The organism is Undibacterium sp. Tian12W, assembly GCF_049339405.1.
GTDB lineage: Bacteria > Pseudomonadota > Gammaproteobacteria > Burkholderiales > Burkholderiaceae_D > Undibacterium.
Genome location: NZ_JBMPPK010000027.1, coordinates 1 through 26,365 on the forward strand (window position 1 = coordinate 1; position 26,365 = coordinate 26,365).

Annotated in this window: 22 protein-coding genes; 6 read left to right on the forward strand and 16 right to left on the reverse strand. The window is 52.3% G+C overall.

Annotated elements, in window-relative coordinates; genetic code table 11:
- Window positions 1-219 precede the first annotated feature (219 nt).
- The 6 genes from ACO0LI_RS26575 to ACO0LI_RS26600 form a co-directional block, all read right to left on the reverse strand.
- Complete coding sequence (locus ACO0LI_RS26575) at window positions 220-618, reverse strand: SMI1/KNR4 family protein (protein ID WP_423036466.1); 399 nt, start codon at window positions 616-618, stop codon at window positions 220-222.
- 144 nt (window positions 619-762) lie between these two features.
- Complete coding sequence (locus ACO0LI_RS26580) at window positions 763-1,935, reverse strand: ABC transporter substrate-binding protein (protein WP_423036468.1); 1,173 nt, start codon at window positions 1,933-1,935, stop codon at window positions 763-765.
- 31 nt (window positions 1,936-1,966) lie between these two features.
- Window positions 1,967-3,205 carry a cytochrome P450 gene (locus tag ACO0LI_RS26585; RefSeq protein ID WP_423036470.1) on the reverse strand — a complete coding sequence of 413 codons (1,239 nt, stop codon included), beginning with the start codon at window positions 3,203-3,205 and terminating at the stop codon, window positions 1,967-1,969.
- Between the two features lie 78 nt (window positions 3,206-3,283).
- The gene (locus ACO0LI_RS26590) at window positions 3,284-4,264 is read right to left on the reverse strand and encodes an MBL fold metallo-hydrolase (protein ID WP_423036472.1); all 981 of its coding nucleotides are present in this window, start codon (window positions 4,262-4,264) and stop codon (window positions 3,284-3,286) included.
- A 176-nt stretch (window positions 4,265-4,440) separates the two neighbouring features.
- Window positions 4,441-5,292 (reverse strand): HDOD domain-containing protein, encoded by an 852-nt coding sequence (locus tag ACO0LI_RS26595; RefSeq protein WP_422951633.1) that lies wholly within the window; start codon window positions 5,290-5,292, stop codon window positions 4,441-4,443.
- Between the two features lie 53 nt (window positions 5,293-5,345).
- Complete coding sequence (locus tag ACO0LI_RS26600; RefSeq protein WP_423036474.1) at window positions 5,346-7,025, reverse strand: methyl-accepting chemotaxis protein; 1,680 nt, start codon at window positions 7,023-7,025, stop codon at window positions 5,346-5,348.
- Window positions 7,026-7,438: 413 nt separating this feature from the next.
- Here ACO0LI_RS26600 and ACO0LI_RS26605 point away from each other — a divergent pair, with 413 nt between their 5' ends.
- The gene (locus ACO0LI_RS26605; RefSeq protein ID WP_422951631.1) at window positions 7,439-8,179 is read left to right on the forward strand and encodes a glycine-rich domain-containing protein; all 741 of its coding nucleotides are present in this window, start codon (window positions 7,439-7,441) and stop codon (window positions 8,177-8,179) included.
- A gap of 17 nt (window positions 8,180-8,196) precedes the next feature.
- Here the strand turns inward: ACO0LI_RS26605 and ACO0LI_RS26610 are convergent, their stop codons facing one another.
- Window positions 8,197-8,793: a PilZ domain-containing protein gene (locus tag ACO0LI_RS26610; RefSeq protein WP_423036476.1), complete on the reverse strand. Its 597-nt coding sequence runs from the start codon at window positions 8,791-8,793 to the stop codon at window positions 8,197-8,199.
- Window positions 8,794-8,890: 97 nt separating this feature from the next.
- Window positions 8,891-9,919 (reverse strand): GlxA family transcriptional regulator, encoded by a 1,029-nt coding sequence (locus ACO0LI_RS26615; protein WP_162061349.1) that lies wholly within the window; start codon window positions 9,917-9,919, stop codon window positions 8,891-8,893.
- A 105-nt stretch (window positions 9,920-10,024) separates the two neighbouring features.
- Between ACO0LI_RS26615 and ACO0LI_RS26620 the strand changes: the two genes are divergently transcribed.
- Both ACO0LI_RS26620 and ACO0LI_RS26625 read left to right on the forward strand, forming a co-directional pair.
- Complete coding sequence (locus ACO0LI_RS26620; RefSeq protein WP_423036478.1) at window positions 10,025-10,477, forward strand: PaaI family thioesterase; 453 nt, start codon at window positions 10,025-10,027, stop codon at window positions 10,475-10,477.
- Entirely contained in the window at window positions 10,477-11,031 is a 555-nt protein-coding gene (locus ACO0LI_RS26625) for a PaaI family thioesterase (protein ID WP_422951628.1), read from the forward strand. The genes ACO0LI_RS26620 and ACO0LI_RS26625 overlap by 1 nt, the downstream gene beginning before the upstream one ends.
- A gap of 421 nt (window positions 11,032-11,452) precedes the next feature.
- Here ACO0LI_RS26625 and ACO0LI_RS26630 read toward each other — a convergent pair whose 3' ends face one another.
- Window positions 11,453-13,120, reverse strand: a complete 1,668-nt coding sequence (locus ACO0LI_RS26630) for a long-chain fatty acid--CoA ligase (protein WP_422951627.1) — start codon at window positions 13,118-13,120, stop codon at window positions 11,453-11,455.
- A gap of 198 nt (window positions 13,121-13,318) precedes the next feature.
- Here ACO0LI_RS26630 and ACO0LI_RS26635 point away from each other — a divergent pair, with 198 nt between their 5' ends.
- The gene (locus ACO0LI_RS26635) at window positions 13,319-14,719 is read left to right on the forward strand and encodes a hypothetical protein (protein ID WP_423036480.1); all 1,401 of its coding nucleotides are present in this window, start codon (window positions 13,319-13,321) and stop codon (window positions 14,717-14,719) included.
- Between the two features lie 91 nt (window positions 14,720-14,810).
- Here the strand turns inward: ACO0LI_RS26635 and ACO0LI_RS26640 are convergent, their stop codons facing one another.
- The 3 genes from ACO0LI_RS26640 to ACO0LI_RS26650 form a co-directional block, all read right to left on the reverse strand.
- The gene (locus tag ACO0LI_RS26640; RefSeq protein ID WP_422951777.1) at window positions 14,811-15,281 is read right to left on the reverse strand and encodes a DUF2721 domain-containing protein; all 471 of its coding nucleotides are present in this window, start codon (window positions 15,279-15,281) and stop codon (window positions 14,811-14,813) included.
- Window positions 15,282-15,478: 197 nt separating this feature from the next.
- Window positions 15,479-16,825, reverse strand: coding sequence for an ATP-binding protein (locus ACO0LI_RS26645; RefSeq protein WP_422951625.1), 1,347 nt, complete (start codon window positions 16,823-16,825; stop codon window positions 15,479-15,481).
- On the reverse strand, window positions 16,822-17,550 hold the full coding sequence (locus ACO0LI_RS26650; RefSeq protein ID WP_422951624.1) for a response regulator: 729 nt from the start codon (window positions 17,548-17,550) through the stop codon (window positions 16,822-16,824). Before ACO0LI_RS26650 ends, ACO0LI_RS26645 begins: the two co-directional genes overlap by 4 nt.
- 293 nt (window positions 17,551-17,843) lie before the next feature.
- On the opposite strand from ACO0LI_RS26650, the gene ACO0LI_RS26655 reads away from it, so the two are divergent.
- Window positions 17,844-18,416, forward strand: a complete 573-nt coding sequence (locus ACO0LI_RS26655) for a Spy/CpxP family protein refolding chaperone (RefSeq protein ID WP_423036482.1) — start codon at window positions 17,844-17,846, stop codon at window positions 18,414-18,416.
- 117 nt (window positions 18,417-18,533) lie between these two features.
- Here ACO0LI_RS26655 and ACO0LI_RS26660 read toward each other — a convergent pair whose 3' ends face one another.
- From ACO0LI_RS26660 to ACO0LI_RS26670, 3 genes are all read right to left on the reverse strand, one after another.
- Entirely contained in the window at window positions 18,534-20,765 is a 2,232-nt protein-coding gene (locus tag ACO0LI_RS26660) for a bifunctional diguanylate cyclase/phosphodiesterase (protein ID WP_423036484.1), read from the reverse strand.
- Between the two features lie 145 nt (window positions 20,766-20,910).
- Complete coding sequence (locus ACO0LI_RS26665; protein ID WP_423036486.1) at window positions 20,911-22,185, reverse strand: Hsp70 family protein; 1,275 nt, start codon at window positions 22,183-22,185, stop codon at window positions 20,911-20,913.
- Window positions 22,186-22,298: 113 nt separating this feature from the next.
- On the reverse strand, window positions 22,299-23,615 hold the full coding sequence (locus tag ACO0LI_RS26670; protein WP_422951620.1) for a hemolysin family protein: 1,317 nt from the start codon (window positions 23,613-23,615) through the stop codon (window positions 22,299-22,301).
- A 78-nt stretch (window positions 23,616-23,693) separates the two neighbouring features.
- Between ACO0LI_RS26670 and ACO0LI_RS26675 the strand changes: the two genes are divergently transcribed.
- A complete protein-coding gene (locus ACO0LI_RS26675) occupies window positions 23,694-24,920 on the forward strand; it encodes an MFS transporter (RefSeq protein WP_422951619.1) in 1,227 nt (408 codons plus the stop codon).
- Window positions 24,921-24,987: 67 nt separating this feature from the next.
- On the opposite strand, the gene ACO0LI_RS26680 is transcribed toward ACO0LI_RS26675, so the two are convergent.
- Window positions 24,988-26,310, reverse strand: coding sequence for a dicarboxylate/amino acid:cation symporter (locus tag ACO0LI_RS26680; protein ID WP_423036488.1), 1,323 nt, complete (start codon window positions 26,308-26,310; stop codon window positions 24,988-24,990).
- Between the last annotated feature and the right edge of the window lie 55 nt (window positions 26,311-26,365).

The window sequence follows — 26,365 nt, forward strand, 5'->3', positions numbered from 1 at the left end:
TTGGCATAGCGTTCAAAGCCACCTTCGGCAAATGTTGTCTGTCTCATGGTATTTATGATTCAATGGAAAATAAGCTTATATTACCGTTTCTGAATCATTGCTCGGGGACTTAATCAGAGATTCCTTAGATATGGAAGCAAAGCTAGGATAAGAACTGCAATAGGGATACTGGCTAGAATTTATTCTTTACCCATTAATTCTTTTTGAGATTAATTAGTCTCACAGTTGCGTGATCATTTCTCGAATGAACGTTTGAAAGTTTGGAGCAACGACGCTGACTTGCAAGTCTAAGGGGGTGACTTCAACGACACGCCAGGCTTCGTCGGTTTTGAAGCCAGCATTGAAGCCTTGAAAATCGTCACCAAAAAAAAGAATATTTTCAACTTGTTGACGATCATCACCGTAGATAAAATCCGGATCAATCAAACCGGAATACAAGCTGTATTGACTATCTCCAATTGTCCCGGCACCAATTGAAGTCAAGAATTCTACATAGTCGGATGGCAATTCGCCATGAGTACGCTGATTTTCTTGAATCCTAACTGGGTCAACTGGCTTCAACTTTCCTAACAATGCGCCAGCAATTAGCAAGTGCGATAAATCAGAATATTGACTCATTTTTCTTTCACTTATCAAATGGTTTACGCAGCAGAGTAACAACGGTTCAAGGCTGACTCTTCATATGATCTAGTTTGCGGGCGATTACGCAAAGCTAATCGCCCCTACTATCATGTACCAGTTAGAAAATTTTTTCGCCTTGCTTTACTCCGCCTGATAAACCCATTTCCCACCCTTGATCTGCACCATGACACGCGCCCTTTGATCGAGGCCGAGGTGATCAGATTTGCTCATGTTGACAACACCGTTGGTAGTCGCCAGACCCTGCGTCGCTTCGAGGGCATCACGCAAGGCTGCGCGGAATTCTGCTGTGCCGGGCGCGGCTTTCTTTAAAGCGACGGGGATGGCTTGTTGTAGCAGCAGGCCAGCGTCCCAGGCATAGGAGGCAAATGCTGCAAGGCTGCCTGCGCCGTAAGTGTTTTCAAACTTGGTGGAGAAATCAAGCGCGGCTTTTTTGACAGGGTTGTTGTCGGCCAGTTGTCTGGCGACCATGACCGGGCCGGTTGGCAGGAAGGTGCCATCGCAGTCTTTGCCGCAGACGCGCAGGAAGTCGCTGTTGGCGACGCCGTGGTTGTGGTAGATGCGGCCTTTGTAGCCGCGTTCTGCCAGGGTTTTTGGCGGCAGGGCGGCAGGTGTACCGGATGCGCCGACGACGATGGCGTCGGGGTTGCCAGACATCAGTTTCAAGACCTGGCCAACCACGCTGTTGTCATTGCGGCTGAAGCGTTCTGTCGCAACGACCTTGATCTTTTTGAGTTCGGCATACTTTGTCACTTCGACCAAAAAGGCTTCACCGAGGGCGTCCGAGAAGCCGATGAAACCCATGGTCTTGACGCCTTTTTTGCTCATGTCTTCGGCAATCGCAATTGCCATCATGGTGTCGGTTTGTGGCGTCTTGAACATCCAGGCTTTATTCGCGTCCATGGGTTCTATGATGCGGTTGCTGGAGGCGAGGCTGATGGTCGGGGTCTTGCCTTCACCGATGACGCCCAGCATGGCGAGTGAGTTTGGCGTGGTGGTCGAACCTATGATGGCATCGACTTTTTCTTCCGAAATCAGCTTGCGGGTATTGGTCACGGTTTGAGTGGTATCGGAGGCATCATCGAGGACGATGTACTCGACTTTTTTGCCTGCGATTTCCTTGGGCAGCATGGCAATCGCATTTTTCTCGGGTATGCCCAGCGAAGCTGCCGGGCCGGTCGATGAAATGGTGACGCCTATCTTGATCTGTGCCTGCGCATTGATACTGAGGCTGGCGCACAGCATGATTGCTGCAGCTGCCGGCAGGCTTTTTTTGATGTGCTTATTTGTCTTCATTTTGTCTCCGTATTTTTTGTTGTGAGTCGTTTTATAGTTTGCAGGGTACAGATAAAAAACCGCGGAAGCGTGCGCGCCCACCTCTGACGGGTGCTGCGCTTAATTGGTAGTTCGGGAAACGGGCCAGCATGCGGGAAATCGCTATCCTGCCTTCAAGCCTTGCCAAAAACATGCCTGCGCACTGGTGTATGCCCGAGGCAAATGCCAGATGACGGTTCGGGCTGCGGCTGAGGTCGAGTTTGTCAGGATCAGGGAATTGCAAGGGGTCACGATTGGCCGCGCCTATGCACAGGCTGATGCGGCTGCCAGCGGCGATAGCGACATCGCCGATCTGCGTATCCACCGTTGTCATGCGGTTGCCCAATTGATTAGAGCTTTCAAAGCGCAGGAATTCTTCTATGGCGGTGTTGATCATTTCTGGTTGGGCGATCAGGCGGGCTTTTTGTTCTGGCCATTCCTGCAGGGCCACCAGGCCATTGCCGATCAGGTTGGTGGTGGTTTCATGCCCGGCATTGAGCAGGAAGACACAGTTTTGCAAGAGCTCGGTTTCAGTCAGTTTCTCACCATTGGCTTCGCCTTCTATGAGGCGGGTCAGCATATCGGTCTTGGGGTCGCAGGGATGCAGGCGGCGTTGTGCCACCAGTTGTTTCAGGTAATCCAGAAATTCTGCGACACATTGATTGGCATAGGCAAAAAATTCTGGTGTTATTGCAGGTTCCAGCGCACCGAGGATGGCGAGTGACCATTCACGCAGCGGCTCGCGTTCATCATGCGGCACGGCCAGCAGATTGCCGATGATTTCTACCGGTATGGCGGAGGCGAAATCTGTGATGAGATCAACCTCATTCTTGTTTTCCATTTGATCCAGCAAGCCATCCACCAGCTTGACGAGACCGGGTTCGGTATCGGCCATGGCAGCGGGTGTCAGGCCACCCATGATGAGGCGGCGTACTCTGGTGTGCAGCGGCGGGTCATTGAAGACCAGGCTATTGGTGTGATGTTCATACAGCAGCGAATCACCGTAGCGGGGTTTGAATTCCAGTTTTTTGTCTGAGCTGAAAGTTTTGGCATCTTTGTACACATGTACGAGGTCGGCATAACGTGTCAGCATGTAAGAGCCATCGGGCATCTTGCGCACGGGTGTCTGCTCGCGCAGGGCGTGGTAGTAGGGATAGGGGTTTTGGTAAAAGTCTGCGGGCAAGTGGCGCAGGTCAAAATCATCACTGATGAGCGGCACTGATGTGACGATATTCTGATACTGAGAAGACATAAAAATCCCGGCAAAGGACAGAGTTTGCACTGTGTCCGATTTGCCGGGTACTGTCAATCAGGCAGATGACAATTCAGATCATGGCAGGGGTGCGTAATTCAGTGGCGTCCAGGCATAGCCCTTGCCTTCTTTGCGCACATAACCGAGGGCAGGGAAGGCCAGATGGGCGGCACCTACCAGATAGCCTTGCTGCGCTGCATCAGCGTAAGCTTTTTGTCTTTGCGCATAGGCTGCCTTGCTGTCGCTATCAAATTGTATGGTGACCGTAGGGTCGTCAAACTGCACTGCAGCAACGTGCATCAGGTCGCCCCACAGCATCAAGGTCTGGCCCTTGCTTTCGACTTTATAAGTGCTGTGACCAGGCGTATGACCATGGGCTACTACCGCTTTGATACCGGGCACCAGTTCAGTATCGCCTTCAAATGGTTTCAGCTTGCCTGCCTGCACATAGGGTTTCAGGATGGCGATGGCTTTTTCAAAACTGCCTTTGGCGTCCGCTTTGGCCTTGTCCAGGTTGGCCTGGCTTAACCAGTAATCGGTGTCATGCTGGTCTATACGTATGGTGGCGTTGGGGAATACTGCTTTATCGCCATCCACCAGGCCACCAATGTGATCAGTATGCATGTGGGTGATGTAGATTTCATCAATTTGCTCAGGCAGGTAACCAGATGCTTTCAGGTTCGCCTGCAGCTTGCCAACTGTAGGGCCAAAGAATACACCTGCGCCGCTATCGATCAGCACCAGCTTGCTACCGGTATTGATGAGGAAGGCATTGAATGAGGTGACGACCGGGCTTTGCTGATGGTATTTGGCGAGCGCCTTGCCGACTTTTTCTGGCGTGGTATTGGTCAGCAGTTTATCGACAGGCAGGGGTACGGTGCCATCAGACAAGGCAGTGACTTCAAAATCACCCAGCATGGTGCGGTAAAAGCCGGGGGCGCTGGTTTTTACCATAGGTGCAGCAGCGTGAGCGCTGATGGCAGGTATGCCAAACACGGCGATGCCAGCGAGGATGGAAGAACTGAACAGGCCGGAGCGGAGCAAACTTTTCAATTGCATGGTTTTTCCTTGGAAGATGGCAGGGGCGCAGCAGGCTGCTGACTTTTACAAGGCAGCAAGCTGTGGCGGGCAAAAATTGCAAATGCGACAGCTATTATGCCGAATTTCTGCCAACTTCGTTGGAGAGCAAAACTGAAGGGCGAAGTGTTAGTCGTTAGCTATTTAGCTGTTAGCAGCTAACTGATCAGGGATGCAGTCAGTGCATCAACTTCTTCTGCCGATTCTGACAGGATGGAAGTCAGGGTACCTTCACCCACGGCAAAATCAATTTCCGAGGCTGACTGGCGTATGCTCTCTGGCGAGCGCGGATCCAGCGGCGATGGCACTGCGGCCAGTTCATTGGCCAGCAACAGGGTGTCGCCCAGGGTTTCTGGTGGCATGACGCGCATGCCATACCACAGGGCTTCTACTGCCGAGACCACGCGTTTGGGTACCAGCAGTTTATTCAGTACAGCACGGCCTATGAAGGTTTCATCGGTTTCTGCCAGCGCATCTGGTGGGGGCGGGCTGGGATCGATTTCCAGCAAGGCCGGGAATTCCTGGGCGCGTGACAGCAGGTAAAACCCACCAACCTCATGCACGATACCGGCGAACAGTGCAGTCTCGGCATCGACCTTGCTGACCTTGCGCGCAATCAGGTGCGCCAGTGCCGCCACATAGGCAGAATGACGCCACAGGGCTTCCATCTTGGCACGTATGGCTGGGTCAGAAACGGCAGCACTGAGCTGGCGCATGACGACAGCAGCGGTGACAGAGCGCAGGGTATTGAAACCGAGAATAGTGATGGCAGTGCGGATATTGGTGACACCACCGCCAAAGCGGTTATAGGCAACAGAGTTGGCAATGGCAACCACGCGGGCTGACATCAGGGGTTCAGTCATGACCAGTTTTGCGGCTGTTTCTATACCGCAGTCAGGGTCGTCGAGAGCCTGTTGTATCTTCAGTGAGGCGTTGACATTGGTCGGAAAGACCAGATCACCCTTGCTGGCTTGTTCAACGATGCTCTTTAATGCTGCCGACTTGTTCATAATGTGTTTGTTGGAGCAGACCTCGGGCAGGGCGTCTGCTCCCTCACGTTCTGCTAATTTTTATTGAAACCCAGTGCCCTCACTAGTTTACCAGCAGTTGACTTGATTAAGGAGGGTTCGTCTTCAGTATAGTCGTTGCGCACGGGAGTAGCTTGCACTTGCTGTACCCTGCGTACGGTATTGCTGGATTTATCGAGCTTGAAGGCAGACACTGCCCTGGCGAGGATATTGGCCTGTTCTTCCATGCTCTCTGCCGCTGCGGCTGCCTGTTCTACCAATGCCGCATTTTGCTGCGTCATTTCATCCATCTGGTTGATGGCGCGGTTGACTTCTTCTATGCCTGAACTTTGTTCCTGCCCGGCTGCGGTGATCTCGGACATGATCTCGGCCACATGTTTGACCGAGCTGACGATTTCATTCATGGTTTTGCCCGCTGCATCCACGAGCTTGCCGCCTGCATCAACTTTTTCTACCGAGTCACCTATCAGGGTCTTGATCTCTTTGGCGGCACTGGCGCTGCGCTGTGCGAGATTGCGTACTTCCGAGGCCACTACCGCAAAGCCGCGGCCCTGCTCACCGGCGCGGGCAGCTTCTACCGCTGCATTCAGGGCCAGGATATTGGTCTGGAAGGCAATGCCGTCAATGACGCTGATGATATCGACAATCTTGCGTGAGCTTTCCTTGATGGAGTTCATGGTGTGCACTACCTTGCCGACTTCTTCACCACCCTTGATGGCAAAGTTCGATGCCGAGGTGACCAGGCCATTCGCCTGTCTGGCATTGTCGGCATTGTGTCTGACAGTAGCCGTGATTTCTTCCATCGAGCTGGCGGTTTCTTCAAGCGCCCCTGCCTGGGTCTCTGTGCGCGAAGACAGGTCAGAATTACCGCTGGAGATTTCTACGGCTGCAATCGCAATCGCGTCAGTACCTTGCCGGACTTCACTGACGATGTTGTGCAGGTTATCACTCATTTCTTTCAGGGCATTCAGCAACTCGCTGATCTCATCCGTACCATCTGCCGCTTCACGGAAAGTCAGCTCGCCGGCAGCCACACGCTTGGCGATGGAAACTGCATCGCGCAAAGGCGTGGTGATACTGCGTGTCATGAAGATGGAAAAGCCTGCACCAAATAACAGGATCACCGCACCAATGGCGAACAGGGTGAAGGTCAGTTGTTTGCCCTTGCTCTCTGCCGTGGCAGACAGTTCAGAGGCCGCCTTGTTCTGGATTTCCACGAGCTTGTTGATTTCCAAAATAGCTTTTTGTTGCAATGGATCAACTTGGGTGGCGATCAGCTTGACGGCATCTTCACCGTTGAAGGCCAGTAACATCTTCATCGCTTCCTTGATGGGGAAATCGATTTGCTTGTCGAGCTCAGAAACTGCATCAATGATTTTTTTCTCTTCGGCACTCAGGCCCAGGGCGACGAGTTTGCCCCTGGCTTCAGCAAAGCGGGCTTGCTGTTTTTTGGAGATGACGTTTTGTTTGTCACTTTCGCCGAGGTCGGTTTGCAAGCCTATGTTGCGTATTGCGATACCGCCTTCCAGCATGCTGCTTTTCATGGTCGCAGCAAGTTCGCTTTTACTGTGAGAGAGTTCGAGGCCTGCAACCATTTCCTTGCGGTTATTGGCACTGAAGATGCCATCGATGATAAGTATGAGTACCAGGCTAGCCAGTATCACACCAAAGCCCACAGCAAGTCGGGTACCTATGCGCAAGTGACGCAAATTCATAGTGAATCTCCCACAAAGAAGTTCAGTTACTACGAGGTCGTGCCTATATAAAATCTTTGCCTGGTATTGCGCTTACTTTGATGATCAGGCTGAATGACAACATGCAAGCTGCATGCCAGCGACAGACTTGATTTCATCATGCCACGTATGGCTTTTGTCACTCCAGGCAATCATGTGAATGAAGTACAAGATTTCAGATCAGCCCCTTAGAAAAAATATTTTTCATAAAACAACATATCAGAATCCGGGGAAGAGAAAATCTGGTATCTCTTACCGGTCTTGGAATAAGCTACGGTGCAGTCTGCCTTGCCGGTACGATGTACCTTTACATCCATACTATGCCAAAATTGCTTTGGCGCAAAGCATGCATGGCACAAGATTTTGTTAAATTCTATTGATTGAGGGCAAGCCCGATGCACTTACTTTTTGGCGTTGTTGTACTTGTGCTGGTTGCCAGTCTGATGTTTGTCTGGATACGCTGGCGCCGGGCAGCGCAGGCCGACTATATACGCAGCTACATGTTTCCACCCGGACTGTTGGAAAGACTACACAAACAACGTCCCGATCTGAACGTCAAAGACCAGCAACTGGTCGCGCGCGCCTTAAGACAGTTCTTTCTGGTGTATCTGAAATCTGGTTTCAAGCATATTTCCATGCCATCACAAGTGGTCGATGATCTCTGGCATGAATTTATACTTTATACAAAAAACTACGAGCAATTCTGTAAAAAAGCTTTTGGCCGCTACATGCATCACACCCCGGCTGCAGTTCTGGGTGCCAACCGGCGTGGCAACGAGGGTTTGCGCCGCACCTGGTGGTTTGCCTGCCTCGAAGAAAATATCAACCCGCGCCGGGCGACACGTTTGCCACTACTGTTTGCACTCGATGCCAAGTGGAATATCGCCGATGGTTTCCGTTACGCGCCCGATTGCAGCGCACTGCGCAAGAATGGGGATGGCACGGTGTATTGCGGCGGTGACTTTTATGCAGGTAGCGATGGTGGCAGTAGCAATGACCCAGGCTATGATTTTGGTGATTCCAGCCACCAAAGTAGCCACAGCAGCCATGCCGACAGTGGTGGTGGCGATAGCGGCGGTGACAGTTCGGGCTGTAGCGGAGGTTGCGGCGGCGGTTGTGGTGGGGGAGGCGATTAGCGTTTGTGTTTTGCTATTTAAGCATTGCCGGGTCTGAGCGCGGCATTGCTGCTTTCCAGCCTGTCCATCAGGATTTTCTTTTCACCGGCATGGAAGTTCAGGAATTCCAGGCCTATGCGGAATGAGAATTGCGACAGTATGGTATACACCATCTTGCTCTCGACTTCTATTTTTTGCGCCTGCATACCTACGTTCAGCGGTGGCAGCGTCATGACCAGTTTGACCTTGCCGCTAAAGAAGACATTGTAGTCACAGAACATGCTGAGGCCATTTTCGGAAATATCATTGACCTTGCCGTAATAACTCAGTTTTTCCCCAGCCTGTTCATGCGTCAGCGTCACTTGCCATTTGACCAGATAGCGCGTGTGCGAACGTAGTAGTTGCGTTCTGACGACATTGAATTTGGCGAGCGTATCCGAGATAGCCGGGTTTTCGGACGGGGGAGTATCCTGCACCAGGATGGCCTCAGCCAAATCCGGAGCGGTCAGAGGTGGGGGTAGGGGTGGCGTCAAGAGGCCTGCGTCAGGGGCCACATCCTTCAAAGAAGCGGGCGCTTCTGGCGCTGTTGTTTCAGCGCCATACGAGACTTTTCTTTTTCCGGGTAGCTTGTGCATGCAAAGATTATATCCAGAAAAGTCTCAGAAATAATTTCCACATGGAAATTAAGCTAAATTTCCTTGGCTTTTTTGTATGAAATTTGTAGCCTGACTCTCAGGTACTAGTTGCGAGGCGTCTTGCTGGTCTGAATTGCTCACGATAACTGGCAGGTGACAGGCCAGAATGTTTTTTAAACAGCCTGCGGAATGAGCTGGGGTCGCTATAACCTGTGCGTTCTGCCACTTGTTCCAGTGTCAGCGTGGTGGTTTCCAGCAGACGCTTGGCGATATCCATTTTGACTTGCTGGGCATAACTGGCTGGTGTTGTGTCGAGAGTCTGGTGAAAGTGGCGTATTACAGTGCGTTCACTGACTGCCAGATGCCTGGCCAGTGCAGGCAGGCGAAAAGGCAGGTGATGATGCAGGCTCAGCCATTTTTGCGCACGTTGCACCAGGATGTTTTCATGCTGGTGGGTATCTTGCTGGGTCAGGCTTAGCATTTGCATGTATGGCATTTGCGAAGTACGGTTGGCATCGATAAGCAAAGTCTTGGCGACGCCGCTGGCAATATCCTGGCCACCAAAGCGTTCGACCAGATGATAGGCAAGATTCAAAAAGCTGGTGGCGGCACCGCTGGTCAGGATATTTTCATATTCATCCAGTACTTCTGACAAGCGCAGGCTGACTTCTGGGTAACGGGTCTTAAATGCTCTTTCCAGCCACCAGGTTGTTGTTGCATGGCCGCCATCCAGCAAACCAGCCTCTGCCAGCAAGAAGGTGGCGCTGCAATTGGCGGCCAGCACACAACCCTGGGCGTGTCTGGTTCGCAAGATGGGGAAAAGTTCACGCATCGCATGCATGCTGCTGGTCAGGCCGGTAACACCGTTTTCCATGTACAAACCGGGTAATAAGATGATGTCGGCCTTGCTGTCAGCACGTATGCAGGCATCCGCACCCAGACTGACCCTGGCAGGTGTCATGACAGGCTTGCCATCAATGGAATGGGTGCTCCAGGTGAACAGCGGATCTACATCATCGACGTTCTTCAGCGACCAGATGGCATTGGCGACCGCAAACACATCCAGCGGACCAGTGACCGCAGATGCCATGCATTGAGGGTAGAGCCAGACTTCGATATGTGCCATTTGTCGTAATCTGCATCAAAAGAGTCAATACTGACACTGTCAGCGCTTTCCTGCAATAACTAGAATGTAGCCTGGAAAGTAGTTTATATGAGCAAAGGAAAAATGATGTCCTCAGCAGATACTGCCGCTAACACACTAGCATCAGAAGAACAGGCACAACGCCTGAACCAGTTCGGTGCCCAATTTTTACCCGGTCACCTGGGTATCAATATCCTGACGGTGGAAAAAGGCAAGATGACGGCAGAATTGCCAGTGCTGCCACATCTGCTGGCCCCTAACGGCTATTTGCATGCCGGCAGCGTGGTGACCCTGGCAGATACCGCCTGCGGTTATGGCTGTGTCGCCAGCCTGCCAGAAGGGGCACAGAGTTTTACGACAATTGAACTGAAATCCAATCACCTGGGCACCGCCCGCGCCGGCACCATCAGCGTGGTCGCCACTGCCGTGCATCTGGGCCGCACGACACAGGTCTGGGATGCCATAGTCAGTTATGAGGGCAAGACGATTGCCCTGTTCCGTTGTACCCAGATGATTTTATTCCCCCGGAAGGATGCATGATGAGTGATGTAAAGAATGACGCAAAGGGTGACGCAGCAGCGATTTTGAAACAATGGCAGGAACAGGAAGCTGCAGTTCGCGCGCGCATGGCAGAACCCGGCGTGCTGGGTCTGGATCAATTGAAAGCAGTCAGCGGTATTGATTTCTTGCGTGGCATCCTTGAAGGGAAATACCCGGTTGCCCACATAGGCAAGACCCTGGATTTCATCCCGGTAGAAGGCGAGGCCGGCCGCATCGTGTTCCAGGGTACGCCGGGTTTGCAGCATTACAACCCGCTGGGCAGTGTGCATGGTGGTTACTTCTGTACTTTGCTTGATTCTGCCGTTGGTTGCGCCGTGCAATCGATGTTGCCAGCTGGTGTGGGCTATACCACGCTGGAAATCAAGGTGAACCTGATCCGCGCGATGAATGCCAAGACCGGGCCTGTGCGGGCTGAGGGCAAGGTCATACAGGTGGGTAAGCAGGTTGGTACTGCTGAGGGGCGTATTGTGGATGCGGCGGGGAAGATTTATGCGCATGCAACGACGACATGTTTGATTTTTCCTTTGCCTTGAGAGAAGGTGGGGCTTCGTCGATGAACGGTAAAAAATAAGCCAAAGTGCAATCTTAAATTCGTCGCTCCAGCGCAGGCTGGAGCCTAGTGGCGTTTGTTGCATTGCCGTACTTTGATTAAAACGATTGCCCTCCGTGGACACAAGCCGGGTCTCGGCCCGGCGGCCGAAATTCTTTCTTTGCGTCGCCAAAGAAAGAATTCAAAGAAAGGCGACCCAGGCATAGCCGCCCCTACGGGGTGCCCATTTGTGCAGTACAAAAAATGGGAAATGCCCAAAACTCGCTGCGCTCAAACACGGGCATTTCTTAATCCATTTTCTGTACAGCACAAATGGCGGCTACACATGGGAACGGCGAAAAGTCAAAGGCAGACCCAACGTCAAAACCAACCCCCTCCACGACCGCAATTAAATTGCTTGAAGCTTAAGTCTTAGCTTTCGCCGCTTCCTTCTCCTGCAGTGTCCGCCACATCACTTTCCCAGTCCCTGATTTCGGCAAACTATCCACAAACTCGACAAATTTGGGCACCTTGTACGCGGCCATTTTTTCATGCGCCCAGGTCATGATGTCCTCTGCAGTCACGTCGCTGCCAGGTTTTTTAACAACCACGGCTTTGACGGTTTCACCGCGGTAGGCATCGTGGGCGGCGATGATGCAGCACTCCTGGATGGCGGGGTGCTGGTACATCATGGATTCGACTTCGGCGGGCCAGACTTTGAAGCCAGCTGCGTTGATCATGCGTTTCAGGCGGTCGGTGAAGAAGAAGAAGCCTTCAGGGTCCATATAGCCTAGGTCACCGGAGCGGAAGAATTTTTTGCCGTCGAGTTCGGCAAAGGCATCGGCGGTTTTTTGTGGGTCGTTCCAGTAACCCTGGAAGACTTGCGGGCCGTGTATCCAGATTTCGCCGGTTTCGCCCTGTTTTACTTCTTGCAGGGTGGTCGGGTCAACGATGCGTGAATCGACATTGAAATAGGGCACGCCCAGGCACTGCTGCTTCATGCGCTGTGCAGGATTGACATGGGAAGCGGCCATGGTTTCTGACAGGCCATAACCTTCCATGTATACCTGCCCGGACAAGTCCAGCAGCTTTTGGGCAATCGCGGCGGGCATGGCTGCGCCGCCACCAGATACCCGGGTCAGCCTGGAGATATCATATTCAGCCAGACGCGGGTTGGACAGGAAATCTATCATCATCGATGGCACCAGCGTCCAGTTACTGACGGCATAGCGGGTGATGAGCTGTCCGGCCGCATCCCTGTCCCAGCGTGGCAGGATGACCAGGGTGCCGCCACAGTAAATCATGCTGTTCATCACCGATTGCATGCCCGTCACATGGAAGAATGGCAGCACTGCCAAAGACACATGATTGGCAACTATATTGCCCGACCAGGTGGGGCTGGCCACCGTATTGAAAATGACTGAGCGATGGGTATGTATGCAGCCCTTGGGTTTGCCTGTCGTGCCTGAGGTATAAGGCATGCAGGCCAGGTCTTCCGGCCCCGCCTGATGGACTTGCGCCTGATGTCCTGCTGTCAGCGCAGCTTGCCAGCTACTGACGCCAGCCTGTACGGGCACCTGGCGCTCTGCCTTCACAAAATCAGGGATGGTCAGGTTGGTTGCTGCAGTCAAATGATCAGAGTAAGTAGCCACTATCGCATTTTGCAAGATACCCTGGCCTACTAATGGTTGCAAGCGCGAGAAAATTTCTTGCGAGACCAGGGCGGTTCTGGCACAGCTGTCATCAATGTAATGCGCGAGTTCATCTGTCATCAGCATGGGATTGACTGGTACCACCATGGCGTCTGCGCGCAGGATGGCATAAAAACCTATGACAAATTGCGGGCTGTTTTGCATGTTCAGCAAGACCCGGTCGCCTTTTTGCACGCCGCATACTTCTTGCAGATAGCCCGCCAGGGCCAGCACTTCTTCATGCAATTGGCGGTAAGTGATGACGGTGTCATAAAAGATGATCGCCGCCTTGTCCGGGTAACGCAGTGCGGACACCTGCAGATTTGTATACACGCTGGCTTCCGGCGCGATCAGGTGATGCGGCAAGCCTTGCGGCCAGTGGGCGTAGTGCAGGGTATTCATCGTCAGTCTCCAGTCTGTTTGGAATTTTTTTGATTAGAGTGCCATACCTAATTATTTTTTGCACGATCGTTCGCAAAATATTGATGTTTTCCAAAAACTTGAAACATTTTGTCAACATTTAGCTGAAAGGTATTGCAAACGCTGGCATGAAGCTACAATGTTAAGCATTCCCCTATTCAGCAAGACATCGGAGTCAGCGTGGTTCAGCAAATCAAAACAGCCCTAATCGTTTTTTCCAGCCTGGCTATGGTGGCCTGTGGTGGAGGCAGTGGCGGTAGTGGTGGTACGGCGGGTACAGGCACTCCCACGGCCAATCCCATGGCAATTGCCGTCCCTGATGCTCTGTCCGTGACTAGCGGCGCGCCTCTGAGCCTCAACGGCCAGGCCAGCAGTACCGCCGGCATCATCACGAATATGTATTGGCAGGTAGAAAACCTGACCTTGTCGGCCAACCCGCTGGCAGCGGTGACAAATGCTGACTGCAAGACCATCAGCAAGAGCAGCACAGGGGCAGATGCGAGTTGCGTGCTGCAAGTGACACCACCTACCTTATTGACGGCGGACTACACCTATAAATTCACGCTCAATGCGGTCGATGTCAAAGGCAATACCATCAAGGCATCCACAACTTTGCTGGTCAAGCAGGAAGCCTCTGCTACCGCCAGCCCAACTGCCAAAGTCAGCGGGACGACTAACGCAGCCTCGGGTGACAAGGTCAGCTTGAGTTGCGCCGGTAGTGGCGGCACACCAGCGGCAATAGGCGAGCCTTACTCTTATCAATGGGTAGTCAGCGATGCTGCCGGTACTACCATCACCCTGGCACCGACAGATGCTGCCGCGACCAGCTTTACCGCGCCAGTAGTGAAAGAATCCACGGCCTTGAAAATTCAGTGTCGTGTGACTGATGACAAGCAAAAAGTCGGTACCGCAACCCAGACTGTGACAGTGACGCCTATCGTCAAACCTACCGTTGTGCCTATCTCTTACAGCGGTGGTGTGGTGGCGGCGGGTTCCACTATCACGCTTGATGGCAGCAAGTCAGTCAAATACGATGCAAATGGCAAGGTCGACAGCAGCACGCCTATCTATTATTACTGGAAGCAAAAATCCGGTCCTTCGGTAGAAATCTTCAACGCCTTCAGCAGTGTCGCCAGCGCGGCTTTGCCCAAGTTTGTTGATACCCGCACGCCTTTTGTATTTACCCTCAATGCGTCCAATTCTGTCATCCAGCCCGGTGGTTTTTCGCTGGACCCGCTGGTACAACTGGATGTGGTGTTTTATGTCGATCCGCTGCCACCTATCTCGCTGGTGTCGTATACACCGGTGCAGTTAGTGCTGACCAATAGTGCCGTGACCCTGAAAGTCGATGCACCGTCGAACACCAGCAATATCATCTATTACAGCTGGACGCAGATTGCCGGACCTACTGTTGCAATCGCCGGTGCAGGTACCAGCAATGCCGGGTTCATTGCGCCTGCCACTCCGGGCACACTGATTTTCCGCGCTACTGGCAGCTACCAGCCAATTACGGTGGCCAATCCAGGTACTGCTTCGATTGATGTCATTGTTACGGTACAGGCACCAGCGGTAGCAAAGTAATATCTTGAAATAGTCGCTTAAAGTAAAGCAGCCAGCCAGTAAAAAAGCCCCGTCATCTTGCGATGCGGGGCTTTTTGCTGGATGCAAAGATTTATTCGCGTTCTATGATTTTGCGTCTGCCCAGATTGCGCTGACGCGTCAGGGTCTTGGTTGCTACAAAAATCTCTCGCATGAAATAAATGAAGCTGCCTATCAGGGAAAACACCCCGCCTACAAACAGCGTGGCGATCAGCTTGTCGAGGTTCAGGCTGGTCGCGTCCCCCATGAAAAGGGTAGCAATCACCAGACAGATCAGCAGACCACAAGAGGTGCTGAGGGTGATGGCGCGGTTGATCAGGTGCGAACGCTCATACAGCTCATGTAATTCTTCTTCGACGCCCGGAGGGCTCACAGGCGGGCTGTTCTCTCCATGCAGCAGATCTTCTACCACCCTGGAGCGGTCTATGATGCGTGCCAGGCGGCTGGTCAGCACAGAGAGCGTGGTACCGACGCCGGTCAGCAGAAATACCGGGGCGATCGAGAGTTGTATGATGTGGCTGACATCACTTAGTTGTAGATTAATCATGGGCAAGTCCTCAGGTTTTCCCCGGATTTTACAGGGACGCGGGCTTGCCTGGACAGGGGGAGACAGACTTTTTGAGCATTGCTGATGCCAGCAACAGCTCTGTGTTGTGCAAAGTTGTGCAAATCAGGCTGCACCACTGCCCGGCAGGGCTGGCATAGCCTGCGGGGCAGCGAGGGGAAAAACGAAAAAAGGACTCAGGCCGTTTGCAAGGGCAGGGTCAGACGCACTTCCAGGCCACCTTCGGGCAGATTGCTTAACTGCAATTTACCGCCATGTTGCTGAGCGATATTCTGGGCTATCGTCAGGCCCAGTCCGGTACCGCCGGATTCTCTGGAGCGCGAAGTTTCCATACGAAAGAATGGCTCAAATACCTTGCTTTGAAATTCGGGCGGTATGCCATGACCACCGTCACGTATCAATACATGCAAGACATCCTTGGCGGCGTCCTTGCCTGACACCAGGCTGACCGTTGCATATTGACCATATTTGACGGCATTGTCGATGAGATTGGTCAGGCAGCGGCGCAGGGCTTGTGGTCTGGCCATGACAGTCAAACCGGGTTTGCCTTCAAAGCTGACATTTTGTCCGGCATCCGCAGCGTCGGCGCAGACACTGTCGAGCAGAGAATCGAGGTCCAGCGGTTTCAGGGCTTCATTGCTGTCCATGCTGCGCGCCAGGTCCAGGCCTTCGCGTATCATCATTTGCATGCCGGACAAATCTTCGATGAGTTTGTCGCGCAATTCTTCATCCCTGACCTTTTCCAGGCGCAAGCGCAGGCGCGTCAGCGGGGTTTGCAAGTCATGAGTGATCGCCGCCAGCATATGGGTGCGCTGGGCAATATGCTGGCGTATTCTGGCTTGCATGGCATTGAAGGCACGGGTGGCCTGCAAAATTTCTGTCGCGCCTTTTTCTGGCAAAGGCGGGCGGTTGATATCCTGCCCCAATGCGGTGGCTGCCTTGGCCATTTGCTGCAAAGGCCGCATGGTCATGCGGGCGATCAGGTAAGCCAGTACGGCTATGCTGGCCAGGAACAGGAACAGGTATTGCAAAAAGTCAGGGCGCAATGGTGGGGCCGGATTACGCGGTGGTAATACCGTCAGGCGCAGGGCAGTGCCATCATGCAGGGTGATACCCAGTGCTTCGCAGGGCAGGCGGTTGGTCTGTACATTTTGCGGGTTGCGCGGGCATGATTCAGGGTCCTGCGCCAATGACATCACGCGAAACGTCTTGCCCAGTCTTTCGCTGACTGCTGCTGCGTAGTCAGAACGAGGTGCCTGGTCAGTGGTTTCCGCTGGCAGGGTAGCCACCTTCAAACCCAGGCGTGGTGCTGTCGCCAGGAATTTTTCGCGGTTCTCGGCTGGCAGCGCATCCAGTGCCAGCACCAGTTGTTCAGCACGTTCAACCGCGTGAGAATCCCGGTATTGCGATATGGTTTTCTGCCTTTCGCCAAAAGCCAGCGACCAGGTCAGTACCGCCGATGCGATGACGCCTACCAGCAGGATGGCAAATACCCGGCCCCACATCGACGAAAGGATTTTCATGCATCTTGCTCCACGACGACAGTCACGGCCAGTACATAGCCACCGTTCCTGACAGTTTTGATAATCTGAGGTGAACGCGCATCTTCGCGTAGTTTTTGCCGCAGACGGCTGATCTGAATATCGATGGAGCGGTCAAATGGATCGGCATCGCGGCCATGCGTCATGTTCAGCAACTGGTCACGGTTCAGTACGCGGTTGGGGTGTTCCAAAAAGATATTCAACATGCGGAATTCTGCACCCGACAAAGACACCACCATGCCGTCAGGGCTGATCAGGTGGCGGGCCGTCAAGTCCAGGGTCCAGCCCGCAAATTTAAGTTTTTGCAAGGCTTCACCAGAATGTGTGTTGACATTGGTCTGGGTGCGGCGCAATACACTGCGTATGCGGGCCAGTAATTCGCGTGGCTCAAAAGGTTTGGGCAGGTAATCATCGGCGCCCATTTCCAGACCCAGGATGCGGTCCAGCGGCTCGCCACGTGCAGTCAGCATGATGACCGGCAAAGTCGATTTGCTGCGCAGCGTGCGGCACAGTGTCAGGCCATCGTCACCAGGCAGGTTCAGGTCCAGTACGACCAGATCAACCTGGTGATTTTGCAGGGCTGCCCACATGGCATTGCCTTCGGCAGCCATGATGGTGCTGTAGCCATTATTATCCAGATAATCAGCCAACAAATTGCGGATGTCGCGATCATCATCAACGATGAGAATTTTATTTGGTGTGTCCATGTTCTTCATTATGAGCCCGATCCAGTCTATAAAAACCCTGATTTTGTATCGTCTTGTTATCTTAAACCGTAACATACCACCTTATCATTCTCTACTGTTACACGTCGATACAAAGCGAGAGCAGACGGACATTTCGACGTTACAAGCTTGCTGCAAGATGCACCACATGTCTGAGACCGCAACACCGGACTTGCATCCAGTCCCGCAAGCGATCAGTCAGCTTGACTCACAAATTTGCAGAGTATGTGCAGCAGACCTGTGAGTTTATTCTTCTGAACAGAAAGAGAAAATAAATGATGAATACCTTACAAAAGCAACTCCAAAAGAAACTCATGATCGCAGTGACGGCTGTTGGCCTGAGCATGATCGGTAGTGCAGGCAGTGCCTTGGCACAGCCTCCTTCACCAGCATCCGCTTCTGCCAATGCCGGTCATGGTCAGCCACATGGCGACCCTGCCAAGTGGGCAGAAAAAATGAAAGAGCGCATGGCCAAGCACCAGGCCGAGCTGCATGACAAATTGAAAATCACGGCTGCGCAAGAACCAGCCTGGAAAACTTTTATCGATGCCATGAATCCCGGTGCCATGCCAGCCCGTCCTGACCGCAAGGAAATGGAAAAACTGACGACGCCAGAGCGTATGGAAAAAGGGCTGGAAAAAATGAAAGAGCATCTGGCGAAAATGCAAACACGCCTGACCGCACTGAAAACTTTCTATGCTGTGCTGACACCTGAGCAGCAAAAGATTTTTGATGAAAGCCATCGTCGTATGGCATCGCATATGCGTGATCGCATGGGCAAGCCTGGTGGTGAGCATAGCCCAGAACACAAGACTGGTGACCGTCCAGCCATGACGGACAAGAAGTAAGTTGTAGCAAGTAAGCTTTAAAAAGCCAGATGCTGCAGGCAGTATCTGGCTTACATGTTGTGATAGAAGGCTGTTGCGAGACGGGGGGAAGTATCTTGCCCGTTTTGTGACAGCTTTTTATTTTCTGAGATTGATCCAGCTGATGAGATTTTCTTCCAGCATGGGGCGGCCTATATAAAACCCCTGGGCTTCATGGCAACCCATCGCTGCTAATGTCTTCCAGTGGGCTTCATGCTCTACCCCTTCGGCAATGACTTGCAGGCCGAGTTTCTTACCTAGCTGGGTAATCAGTTCGGCGATACGCGGCCCTTCGGGCGTATCGATCTGGTTGACGAAGGCGCGGTCTATCTTGAGTCTATCGACCGGCAATTTGTCCAGGTAACTCAGCGAAGAAAAGCCAGTGCCAAAATCATCGATAGCGATTTTGACACCCAGTTTTTTCAAACTGGCGAGTTTGCTTTCAAACAGGATGGCGCTGGTCATCGTGACTGATTCGGTAATTTCCAGTTCCAGGTTTTCTGGCTGCAAACCAGTATCCTTCAATGCGGATTCCACAATGGCGATGAAGTCGTCCTGGCGGAATTGCACGACCGAGACATTCACCCCCATGCGTTGCGGCGCAATCCCGGCTTTTTGCAGCCTGACCATCATGAAGCAGGCGGTGCGCAATACCCAGGCACCGAGGCTGATGATGAGGCCGGAATATTCAGCCAGCGGGATAAAATCATTCGGTGGTATCAGCACACCATCATCATTGCGCCAGCGTATCAGTGCTTCCAGCCCGGTGAATTTGCCAGTCTCCAGATCAATTTGCGGCTGGTACATCAGGAACAGGCGCTCGGCATCAAAGGCCTTGTGCAAATGCTGCATCAGGGTTGCGCGTTCGCGTATCTCTATACCCATTGAGCGGGTGAACAAGGTGCAACTGCCGCGCTGGTGTATCTTGGTACGCTTCAAGGCGATACTCGCATCTTTCAGCGGCTCGGCACCATCACCGATATAACCTTCGAGTGCTACCATGCCTATCGACATCGATACTGCATGGGCAGTTTCTGCTATCGTGAATGGCTGTACAAACATCAGCTTCAGGGTTTCCGGTTCAAGCAATTCCTTGCTACCGAGCAGACCAAATACGTCACCGGAAATGCGCGCCAGAAAGATGGGAGCACCGAGCTTTTCACGCAGCCTGTCGGCCACGGCCTTGAGTATCAGGTCGCCATAATGATGGCCGAGTACATCATTGATTTCGGCAAAATCATCAATGTCCATGAGCGCCACCATTTGCCCTGGCAGTTCATTGGCCAGGGTCGCACTGATCTGCTCTATGAACTTCAGGCGGTTGGGCAGTTTGAGCAACTGGTCGCGGTAAGCATGGTTCTTGAGCTGGTTGACCAGGCTCAGGTTATCGAGACAGACGCCTAGATTGGAACAAAACACTTCCAGCAAATGCTGGTTGATCTCTGACAGTGAAAACGGCAAGTCGATAAAGGCCGCCAGAGGGCGGTTACCCCGACCAGAAAAATACAGCGTCATGCTGTGATCGGTGAATAATGATTCACGGTTTGTCAGCACATGCCGTAAAGCATCGCGCACGCGGGCATTGTGGATATCATCAATCGGGCAATTCATCAGGTTGCTGTAATGCCCGGCAGAAGCGATGACGTTGAAGGTCTCAGGGATTTCTTCATCAAACTCATTGAGCTCACCCTGGGCACACAGCAAGCCTTCAGGCGGTACACCGCACAAGGCAGCAATCTGGGTAATCACGCCGCTGGCAAAAGACTGTATGCCGTGTTCGAAAGTGAAGGCGGCGCTGGAGCTGATGATCTGGTGCAGGCCGCGTCTGCTGGCATCGATGGTGCGTATCTGTTCATATGAGCGTACGGCTGCTGTCAAAGATGTCAGCAGTTTTTTGCGGGTCAGCTCATTCTTGGTTTTATAGTCATTGATGTCGTAGTCGCGTATCGCTTCTTCTTCTGGCGCATAACCGGGTTGACCGGTGCGCAGGATGATGCGGGTATCGCTCCAGCCCAGTTCATCGCGGATGAAACTGACCAGCTCCAGCCCGGCATGCTCGGTTTCCATGACCACATCAAGCAATACCACGGCGATATCGCTTTCCATGGCGAATACCCTGCGGGTTTCACTCTTGGAGTAAGTATGGATGAATTCCAGGGGGCGGTTCAGGATATGCACATATTGCAGTGCAAAGCAGGTGGTGCGGTGTACGTCTTCATCATCATCGACGATGGCGATTTTCCAGCTGCGCCCTGCTTGCTGAGTCGCGGCTTCTTCTTCCGCATCCTCAACCAGGAACAGCTCATCATCATCGTCTTGTTCGTTCGACATGCCTTCTCCGGATAGAAAAGCCTGCTAATTGATGCAACAAGTATAGTTTAAGTTTTGTCGCCGGGCGTAGCCATGGCTCACCGACATTGTGACTTTAAGTGAAATATATTAGTCGAAGCTGACGCCTACCTTGCAAGCGCAATTTTCATGCAAAGCGGCGGGCGGCATCCAGGCCCAGGCCTGATCCTATGCTGCCAAACAAATCACCTTCAACCTTGGTGGCGGTCGGGACGATGCTGGCGATCTGCTGGCGCAAGCCGCGTACACCACTGGAGCCGCCAGTGAAAAACACGGTATCGACCTGTTCCGGTTTCAGGTTTGCCATGTTCAGTACGGTATTGACGGTGTCGCCGATATTGCTGGTCAGGTGGGCAATCGAGGCTTGCAAACCTTGCTGGTCCAGTGCCAGATGGCAGACGGGGCTTGCTTGTTTGCTGCGCAGACGCTCGAGTGGCAAGTCTATCGCTTGTTGATCAGATAATAAAATCTTGGCTTCTTCTGACTTGATGGCCAGCCAGTGGCCATCGCGTTCTTCGACCAGGTTTAGCAGGCGTTCAAAGCGCAGGCGCAATTCCGGCGTATTGATATCACGGTAAACTTCTTGCAATTCACGCCAGACTTTTTGGGTATATGTCAGGTTAATTGTGTGCCAGGTTGCCAGGTTGAAATAATAGCTGGACGGTACTTCGATCTGGCTGCCGAGGCGGCCACCGAGGCCCAGCAGCGGCATGACATGGTTCAGACTCAGGTATTTGTCAAAGTCAGTGCCACCTATGTGGACGCCGCCATTGGCGAGGATATCGTCTTTCCTGTCTATTTTGTGGGCACGTTCCGGCGCCAGGCGCACCAGCGAAAAGTCTGAGGTACCACCGCCTATGTCGGCAACCAGTACCAGTTCTTCCTTGCTGATGCGTGATTCATAATCAAAGGCGGCAGCAATTGGTTCATACTGGAATTGCACTTCCCTGAACCCTGCTGCGCGGGCGATTTGTTCCAGCGTGTCTTGTGCGAGTTTGTCGGCCTTGCTGTCATCATCGATAAAATGCACAGGGCGGCCTATGACAGCCTGGGTAAAGTTGCAGCCCGCAGATTTTTCTGCACGTGCTTTGAGTTCACCGATAAATTGCGCCAGCAAATGGCGGAAAGGCACGGACTTGCCCTGTACCTCAGTCTGGCCATCCATGAGGCTGGTGCCCAGCAAGCTCTTCATCGAGCGCATCAGACGGCCTTCATAGCCAGCCAGATAATTGCTCAGCGCCGCCCGGCCATAACTGACCTGTTCATCTTCCACATCGAAAAATACCACCGATGGCAGGGTGACTTTGCCCTCTTCCAGCGCTAACAGCGCAGGCTGGCCCGGCCTGTGCCAGCCAACAGTTGAATTCGAGGTGCCAAAATCTACTCCACAAGCGTGCGACATGAAAATCCTGATAAAAACGGGTAAGTCAGCAGCTTTGCAGAAGCTGCTGTTGACGGTGATAAAAATGGGTTAAGACCTGATGCTGAAGAAAGCAGATAGCAAAACAGTAATAATTATGGTGATTTGCTGGTATCGGCCGCATCATCGAGTCTGACGACCAGCAATTGATCTATGCGGTAGTGGTCAATATCGACGACTTCGAATTTGTAAGCCCCCAGCATGACAAAATCAGTGCGCTTGGGTATCCTTTTCAGCATCGTCATCATGAAACCGGCAATGGTCTCATAGCTTCCCTGCTCAGGCAAGCTATCGATGTCGAGAGCGCGGCAGACATCCTCGATTGTTGTCGCACCGTCAATGAGCCAGGAATTGGCATCACGCTGGACGATCTGGTCTTCGAGGAAGGGGTGAACCAGATTGCCCATCAGGGTACTCAGCACATCATTGAGGGTGATGACACCCACCACCAGGGCATATTCATTGAAGATGACAGCAAAGTCTTCGCGCGTTCCCTTGAATTGTTCCAGCATTTCAGACAGGGTCAGCGAATCAGGCACGGCAAGAGCTGTGCGTATGGATAATTCCTGCACCTTGGTAAATGCCTGGTTGGTCAGCACCCGCTTCAAGATATCCTTGGACTCGACATAGCCGACCACATTGTCGATATTGCCATCACATACCAAAAACTTGGTATGCGGATGCTCGGCGATCTTCTGGCGTATGACCACATCAGTATCTTGCAGGGTGAAATAGACAATGCTGTCGCGCTGCGACATGGCTGATGGCACGGTGCGGCTTTCCAGCTCGAACACATTGCCTATCATATGGTGCTCGCTTTGCAACACCACCCCTGCTTCGGCACCGGCATCAAACATGGCGTAAATTTCATCTGAAGTGATTTGCTCATTCCTGGTCGTCGGCAAATTAAACAGACGCAACATCAGGTTGGCCAGGCCATTGAAGACCCAGACCAGGGGCTTGAACAGGCGCACACACAAAAGTATCGGGCTGACTACCAGCATCGCCACGGTCTCTGGCGAAATCATGGCAATCTTCTTGGGCATCAGGTCTGCAAACAAAATGAAAATCGAGGTCACGAACAAAAAGGATGTGACAAAGCTGACAGTCTCTACCCAACTGGTCATGCCAAAGATAGCGACCAGAGCTTTCAGGATATACGGCGTCAGGGCTTGTTCGCCGAGGATACCGCCAAGTATGGCGACCGCATTCAGGGCGATTTGTACGACCGTAAAAAAATGTCCCGGCTCTTGCTGCAGTGCCAGCACTTTGCCCGCACGTGGCTCGCCCTCTGCATACAGTATCTGCAGCTTGACCTTGCGCGCAGCCGCCAGTGAAATCTCGGACATGGAAAAAAATGCGCTGATGGCGACCAGCAAGGCAATGATGAGAAAGTGATCAAACAAAGCCATAATGGCTCCCGTGCAATTGTACTTGACGGTAATCATATACTATTAGGCTACGTAAATTCCGCTAAAAGGATGTCTGGTATGACAAGTTCTGAACAGGCAGATGCTGCCAAGCCGCTGCCGACCAATGTACGTTTTGTATTGATCACGGTATTTCTCGACATCCTCGGCATAGGTCTTATCATTCCGGTCCTACCACGGCTGGTGGCTAGTTATACCTTGCAGGCAGACAGCCAGGCTTACTGGTATGGCGCGATTGTCGCTGTGTATGGTGTCATGCAATTTGTCTTTGCTCCTATGATAGGAGCACTCAGTGACCGCTTTGGCCGTCGCCCTGTTTTGCTGATCTGTGTATTTGGCCTCGGTTTGAATTTCCTTTTGCTGACCCAGGTCACCAGCATTTACTGGATGCTGGTGGTGCGTGCCATAGGCGGTATCACTGCAGGTAATCTGTCCGTGGCAAATGCCTATATTGCCGACGTATCGACACCAGAAAACCGCGCCAAGGCGCTGGGCAAGATAGGTGCGATGTTTGGCCTCGGTTTTATCTGTGGGCCTGTCGTTGGTGGCTTGCTGGGTGAGGCGCATATCCATTACCCGTTTTATCTGGCTGCCGCTGTATCGCTGGGTAATGTGGTGTATGGTTATTTCTCGCTACCAGAATCCCTGCCTGCCGACCACCGCAAGGACTTTCATATTTCTGCCGCCAATCCCTTTGCCGGTTTGCGGGGGCTTGCGCATTTGCGTGGCGTCGGTGCGCTGGTGTGGGTATATGCCCTGACCATGTTTGCTCAATTTACTCTGCAAACCACTTGGGTTTTATCGACAGAATTGCGCTTTGGCTGGACACCCATGCAAAATGGTTTTTCACTGTTCATGGTCGGTGTTTCCAGCGTACTCATGCAGGGCGTGTTCCTGGGGTCTTATATCAAACGCGTTGGCGATGCGAATGCGGTATTGATAGGCTTGGCCTCTTCGACTCTGGCACTGACTTGTTATGGCCTGGCGAACCAGGGCTGGATGATGTATGTGCTGATCCTGTGCAATGTGCTTGCCTTTGCTGCCGGGCCTGCCTTACAAGGCTTTTTCTCGCGTGCCGTCGATGCACGTTCGCAAGGCCTGGCCATGGGTTCGCTGACAGCACTGGCCAGTATCATGAGCGTGTTTGCCACGCTGATAGGAACGTCGATAGTCGGGCAAGTCAGTCATTTTCCCAAGGGCAGTATCTTGCTGGGCGCGCCTTTCTTTTTGGCTGCGACCATACAGTTAATGGCCCTGACTCTGGCATTGCGGCATCTGAAAAAATAGCTGAAACCGGAATGCAAAAAGCGGACTCAAGGTCCGCTTTTTGTTTTGCCTGCAACTTGCTTTAAGCTTAGCGCACTGCTGTATGCATGGACGCCGTATCCATCAAGAGTTCAGGGTCTTCTGCTTCTTCCACAGTTTCATTATTCAAACGTCTTTGCAACTTGACGGTATCCACATCATTACCCCATTTGGCAACCACGACGGTGGCGACACCATTGCCGATCAGGTTCGTTAATGCACGTGCTTCAGACATGAAACGGTCTATGCCGAGTATCAGCGCCAGGCCAGCGACTGGAATGTCACCAACTGCAGACAGAGTAGCTGCCAGCACGATAAAGCCACTGCCTGTAACACCCGCTGCACCTTTGGAGGCAACCAGCAAAAAAGCTAGTAAAGATAATTGCTGCATCAGAGACATTGGTGTATCAGTTGCTTGTGCAATAAATACTGCCGCCATAGTCAGGTAAATCGAAGTGCCATCCAGGTTGAAGGAGTAACCGGTAGGAATAACCAGACCAACTACGGATTTCTTCACGCCCAGATTTTCCATCTTTGCCATCATGCGTGGCAAAGCAGATTCTGAAGATGACGTTCCCAAAACAATCAGCAATTCTTCCTTGATGTATTTGATGAATTTCCAGATGCTGAATCCATGGATTTTTGCGATCGTACCTAGCACGACAAAAATAAAAATCAGACATGTTGCGTAAAAGGTCATCATCAAATAACCCAGTTGCTGCAAACTACCCACGCCGTATTTTCCGATAGTAAAAGCCATTGCACCAAATGCGCCGATAGGAGCCACTTTCATGATGTAGCCGACGATGACAAACAAGACGTGTGAGAATTTTTCGATGAAGTCGAAAATCATGGTTCCGCGACCGCCGAAACGATGCAGGGCAAAACCGAAGAGTAAGGCAAACAACAATACTTGAAGAATTTCACCTTTGGCAAAAGCATCGACTATCGTTGTAGGAATCATCGCCATCAAAAATTCTATGGTCGATTGCATTTTCCCCGGCCCTGCGTACGCTGCTACGCTTTTGGCATCGAGTGTATGTACATCAACGTGCATGCCAGCGCCTGGCTGCACAACATTGACGATGATTAGTCCTATGATTAAAGCGATGGTGCTGACAACTTCAAAATACAGCAATGCCAGGCCACCAGTTTTTCCGACTTTTTTCATGTCTTCCATACCCGCGATACCAACGACGACGGTACAGAAAATAATCGGTGCGATCAGCATCTTGATGAGCTTGATGAAACCGTCACCAAGAGGCTTCATGGCGGCGCCGGATTCAGGATAAAAATGGCCAAGCATCACGCCCAGAATGATGGCGGTGATGACTTGAAAATACAGGGATTTGTAGAAGGCTTGAGCTTTCATCCTTGGTCTCCTTGGGATGGTAGAAAGTCTCGCACATCATGTAATCCGGTGGCGA

What these genes read in the sequence shown, in the direction of transcription:
- ACO0LI_RS26655 (WP_423036482.1), top strand. Translation starts at nt 17,844, where the DNA reads ATGATGAATACCTTACAAAAGCAACTCCAAAAGAAACTCATGATCGCA.
- ACO0LI_RS26590 (WP_423036472.1), bottom strand. Translation starts at nt 4,264, where the DNA reads ATGCAATTGAAAAGTTTGCTCCGCTCCGGCCTGTTCAGTTCTTCCATC.
- ACO0LI_RS26575 (WP_423036466.1), bottom strand. Translation starts at nt 618, where the DNA reads ATGAGTCAATATTCTGATTTATCGCACTTGCTAATTGCTGGCGCATTG.
- ACO0LI_RS26600 (WP_423036474.1), bottom strand. Translation starts at nt 7,025, where the DNA reads ATGAATTTGCGTCACTTGCGCATAGGTACCCGACTTGCTGTGGGCTTT.
- ACO0LI_RS26585 (WP_423036470.1), bottom strand. Translation starts at nt 3,205, where the DNA reads ATGTCTTCTCAGTATCAGAATATCGTCACATCAGTGCCGCTCATCAGT.
- ACO0LI_RS26605 (WP_422951631.1), top strand. Translation starts at nt 7,439, where the DNA reads ATGCACTTACTTTTTGGCGTTGTTGTACTTGTGCTGGTTGCCAGTCTG.
- ACO0LI_RS26615 (WP_162061349.1), bottom strand. Translation starts at nt 9,919, where the DNA reads ATGGCACATATCGAAGTCTGGCTCTACCCTCAATGCATGGCATCTGCG.
- ACO0LI_RS26675 (WP_422951619.1), top strand. Translation starts at nt 23,694, where the DNA reads ATGACAAGTTCTGAACAGGCAGATGCTGCCAAGCCGCTGCCGACCAAT.
- ACO0LI_RS26660 (WP_423036484.1), bottom strand. Translation starts at nt 20,765, where the DNA reads ATGTCGAACGAACAAGACGATGATGATGAGCTGTTCCTGGTTGAGGAT.
- ACO0LI_RS26680 (WP_423036488.1), bottom strand. Translation starts at nt 26,310, where the DNA reads ATGAAAGCTCAAGCCTTCTACAAATCCCTGTATTTTCAAGTCATCACC.
- ACO0LI_RS26665 (WP_423036486.1), bottom strand. Translation starts at nt 22,185, where the DNA reads ATGTCGCACGCTTGTGGAGTAGATTTTGGCACCTCGAATTCAACTGTT.
- ACO0LI_RS26650 (WP_422951624.1), bottom strand. Translation starts at nt 17,550, where the DNA reads ATGGACACACCAAATAAAATTCTCATCGTTGATGATGATCGCGACATC.
- ACO0LI_RS26620 (WP_423036478.1), top strand. Translation starts at nt 10,025, where the DNA reads ATGTCCTCAGCAGATACTGCCGCTAACACACTAGCATCAGAAGAACAG.
- ACO0LI_RS26580 (WP_423036468.1), bottom strand. Translation starts at nt 1,935, where the DNA reads ATGAAGACAAATAAGCACATCAAAAAAAGCCTGCCGGCAGCTGCAGCA.
- ACO0LI_RS26595 (WP_422951633.1), bottom strand. Translation starts at nt 5,292, where the DNA reads ATGAACAAGTCGGCAGCATTAAAGAGCATCGTTGAACAAGCCAGCAAG.
- ACO0LI_RS26630 (WP_422951627.1), bottom strand. Translation starts at nt 13,120, where the DNA reads ATGAATACCCTGCACTACGCCCACTGGCCGCAAGGCTTGCCGCATCAC.
- ACO0LI_RS26610 (WP_423036476.1), bottom strand. Translation starts at nt 8,793, where the DNA reads ATGCACAAGCTACCCGGAAAAAGAAAAGTCTCGTATGGCGCTGAAACA.
- ACO0LI_RS26645 (WP_422951625.1), bottom strand. Translation starts at nt 16,825, where the DNA reads ATGAAAATCCTTTCGTCGATGTGGGGCCGGGTATTTGCCATCCTGCTG.
- ACO0LI_RS26670 (WP_422951620.1), bottom strand. Translation starts at nt 23,615, where the DNA reads ATGGCTTTGTTTGATCACTTTCTCATCATTGCCTTGCTGGTCGCCATC.
- ACO0LI_RS26625 (WP_422951628.1), top strand. Translation starts at nt 10,477, where the DNA reads ATGAGTGATGTAAAGAATGACGCAAAGGGTGACGCAGCAGCGATTTTG.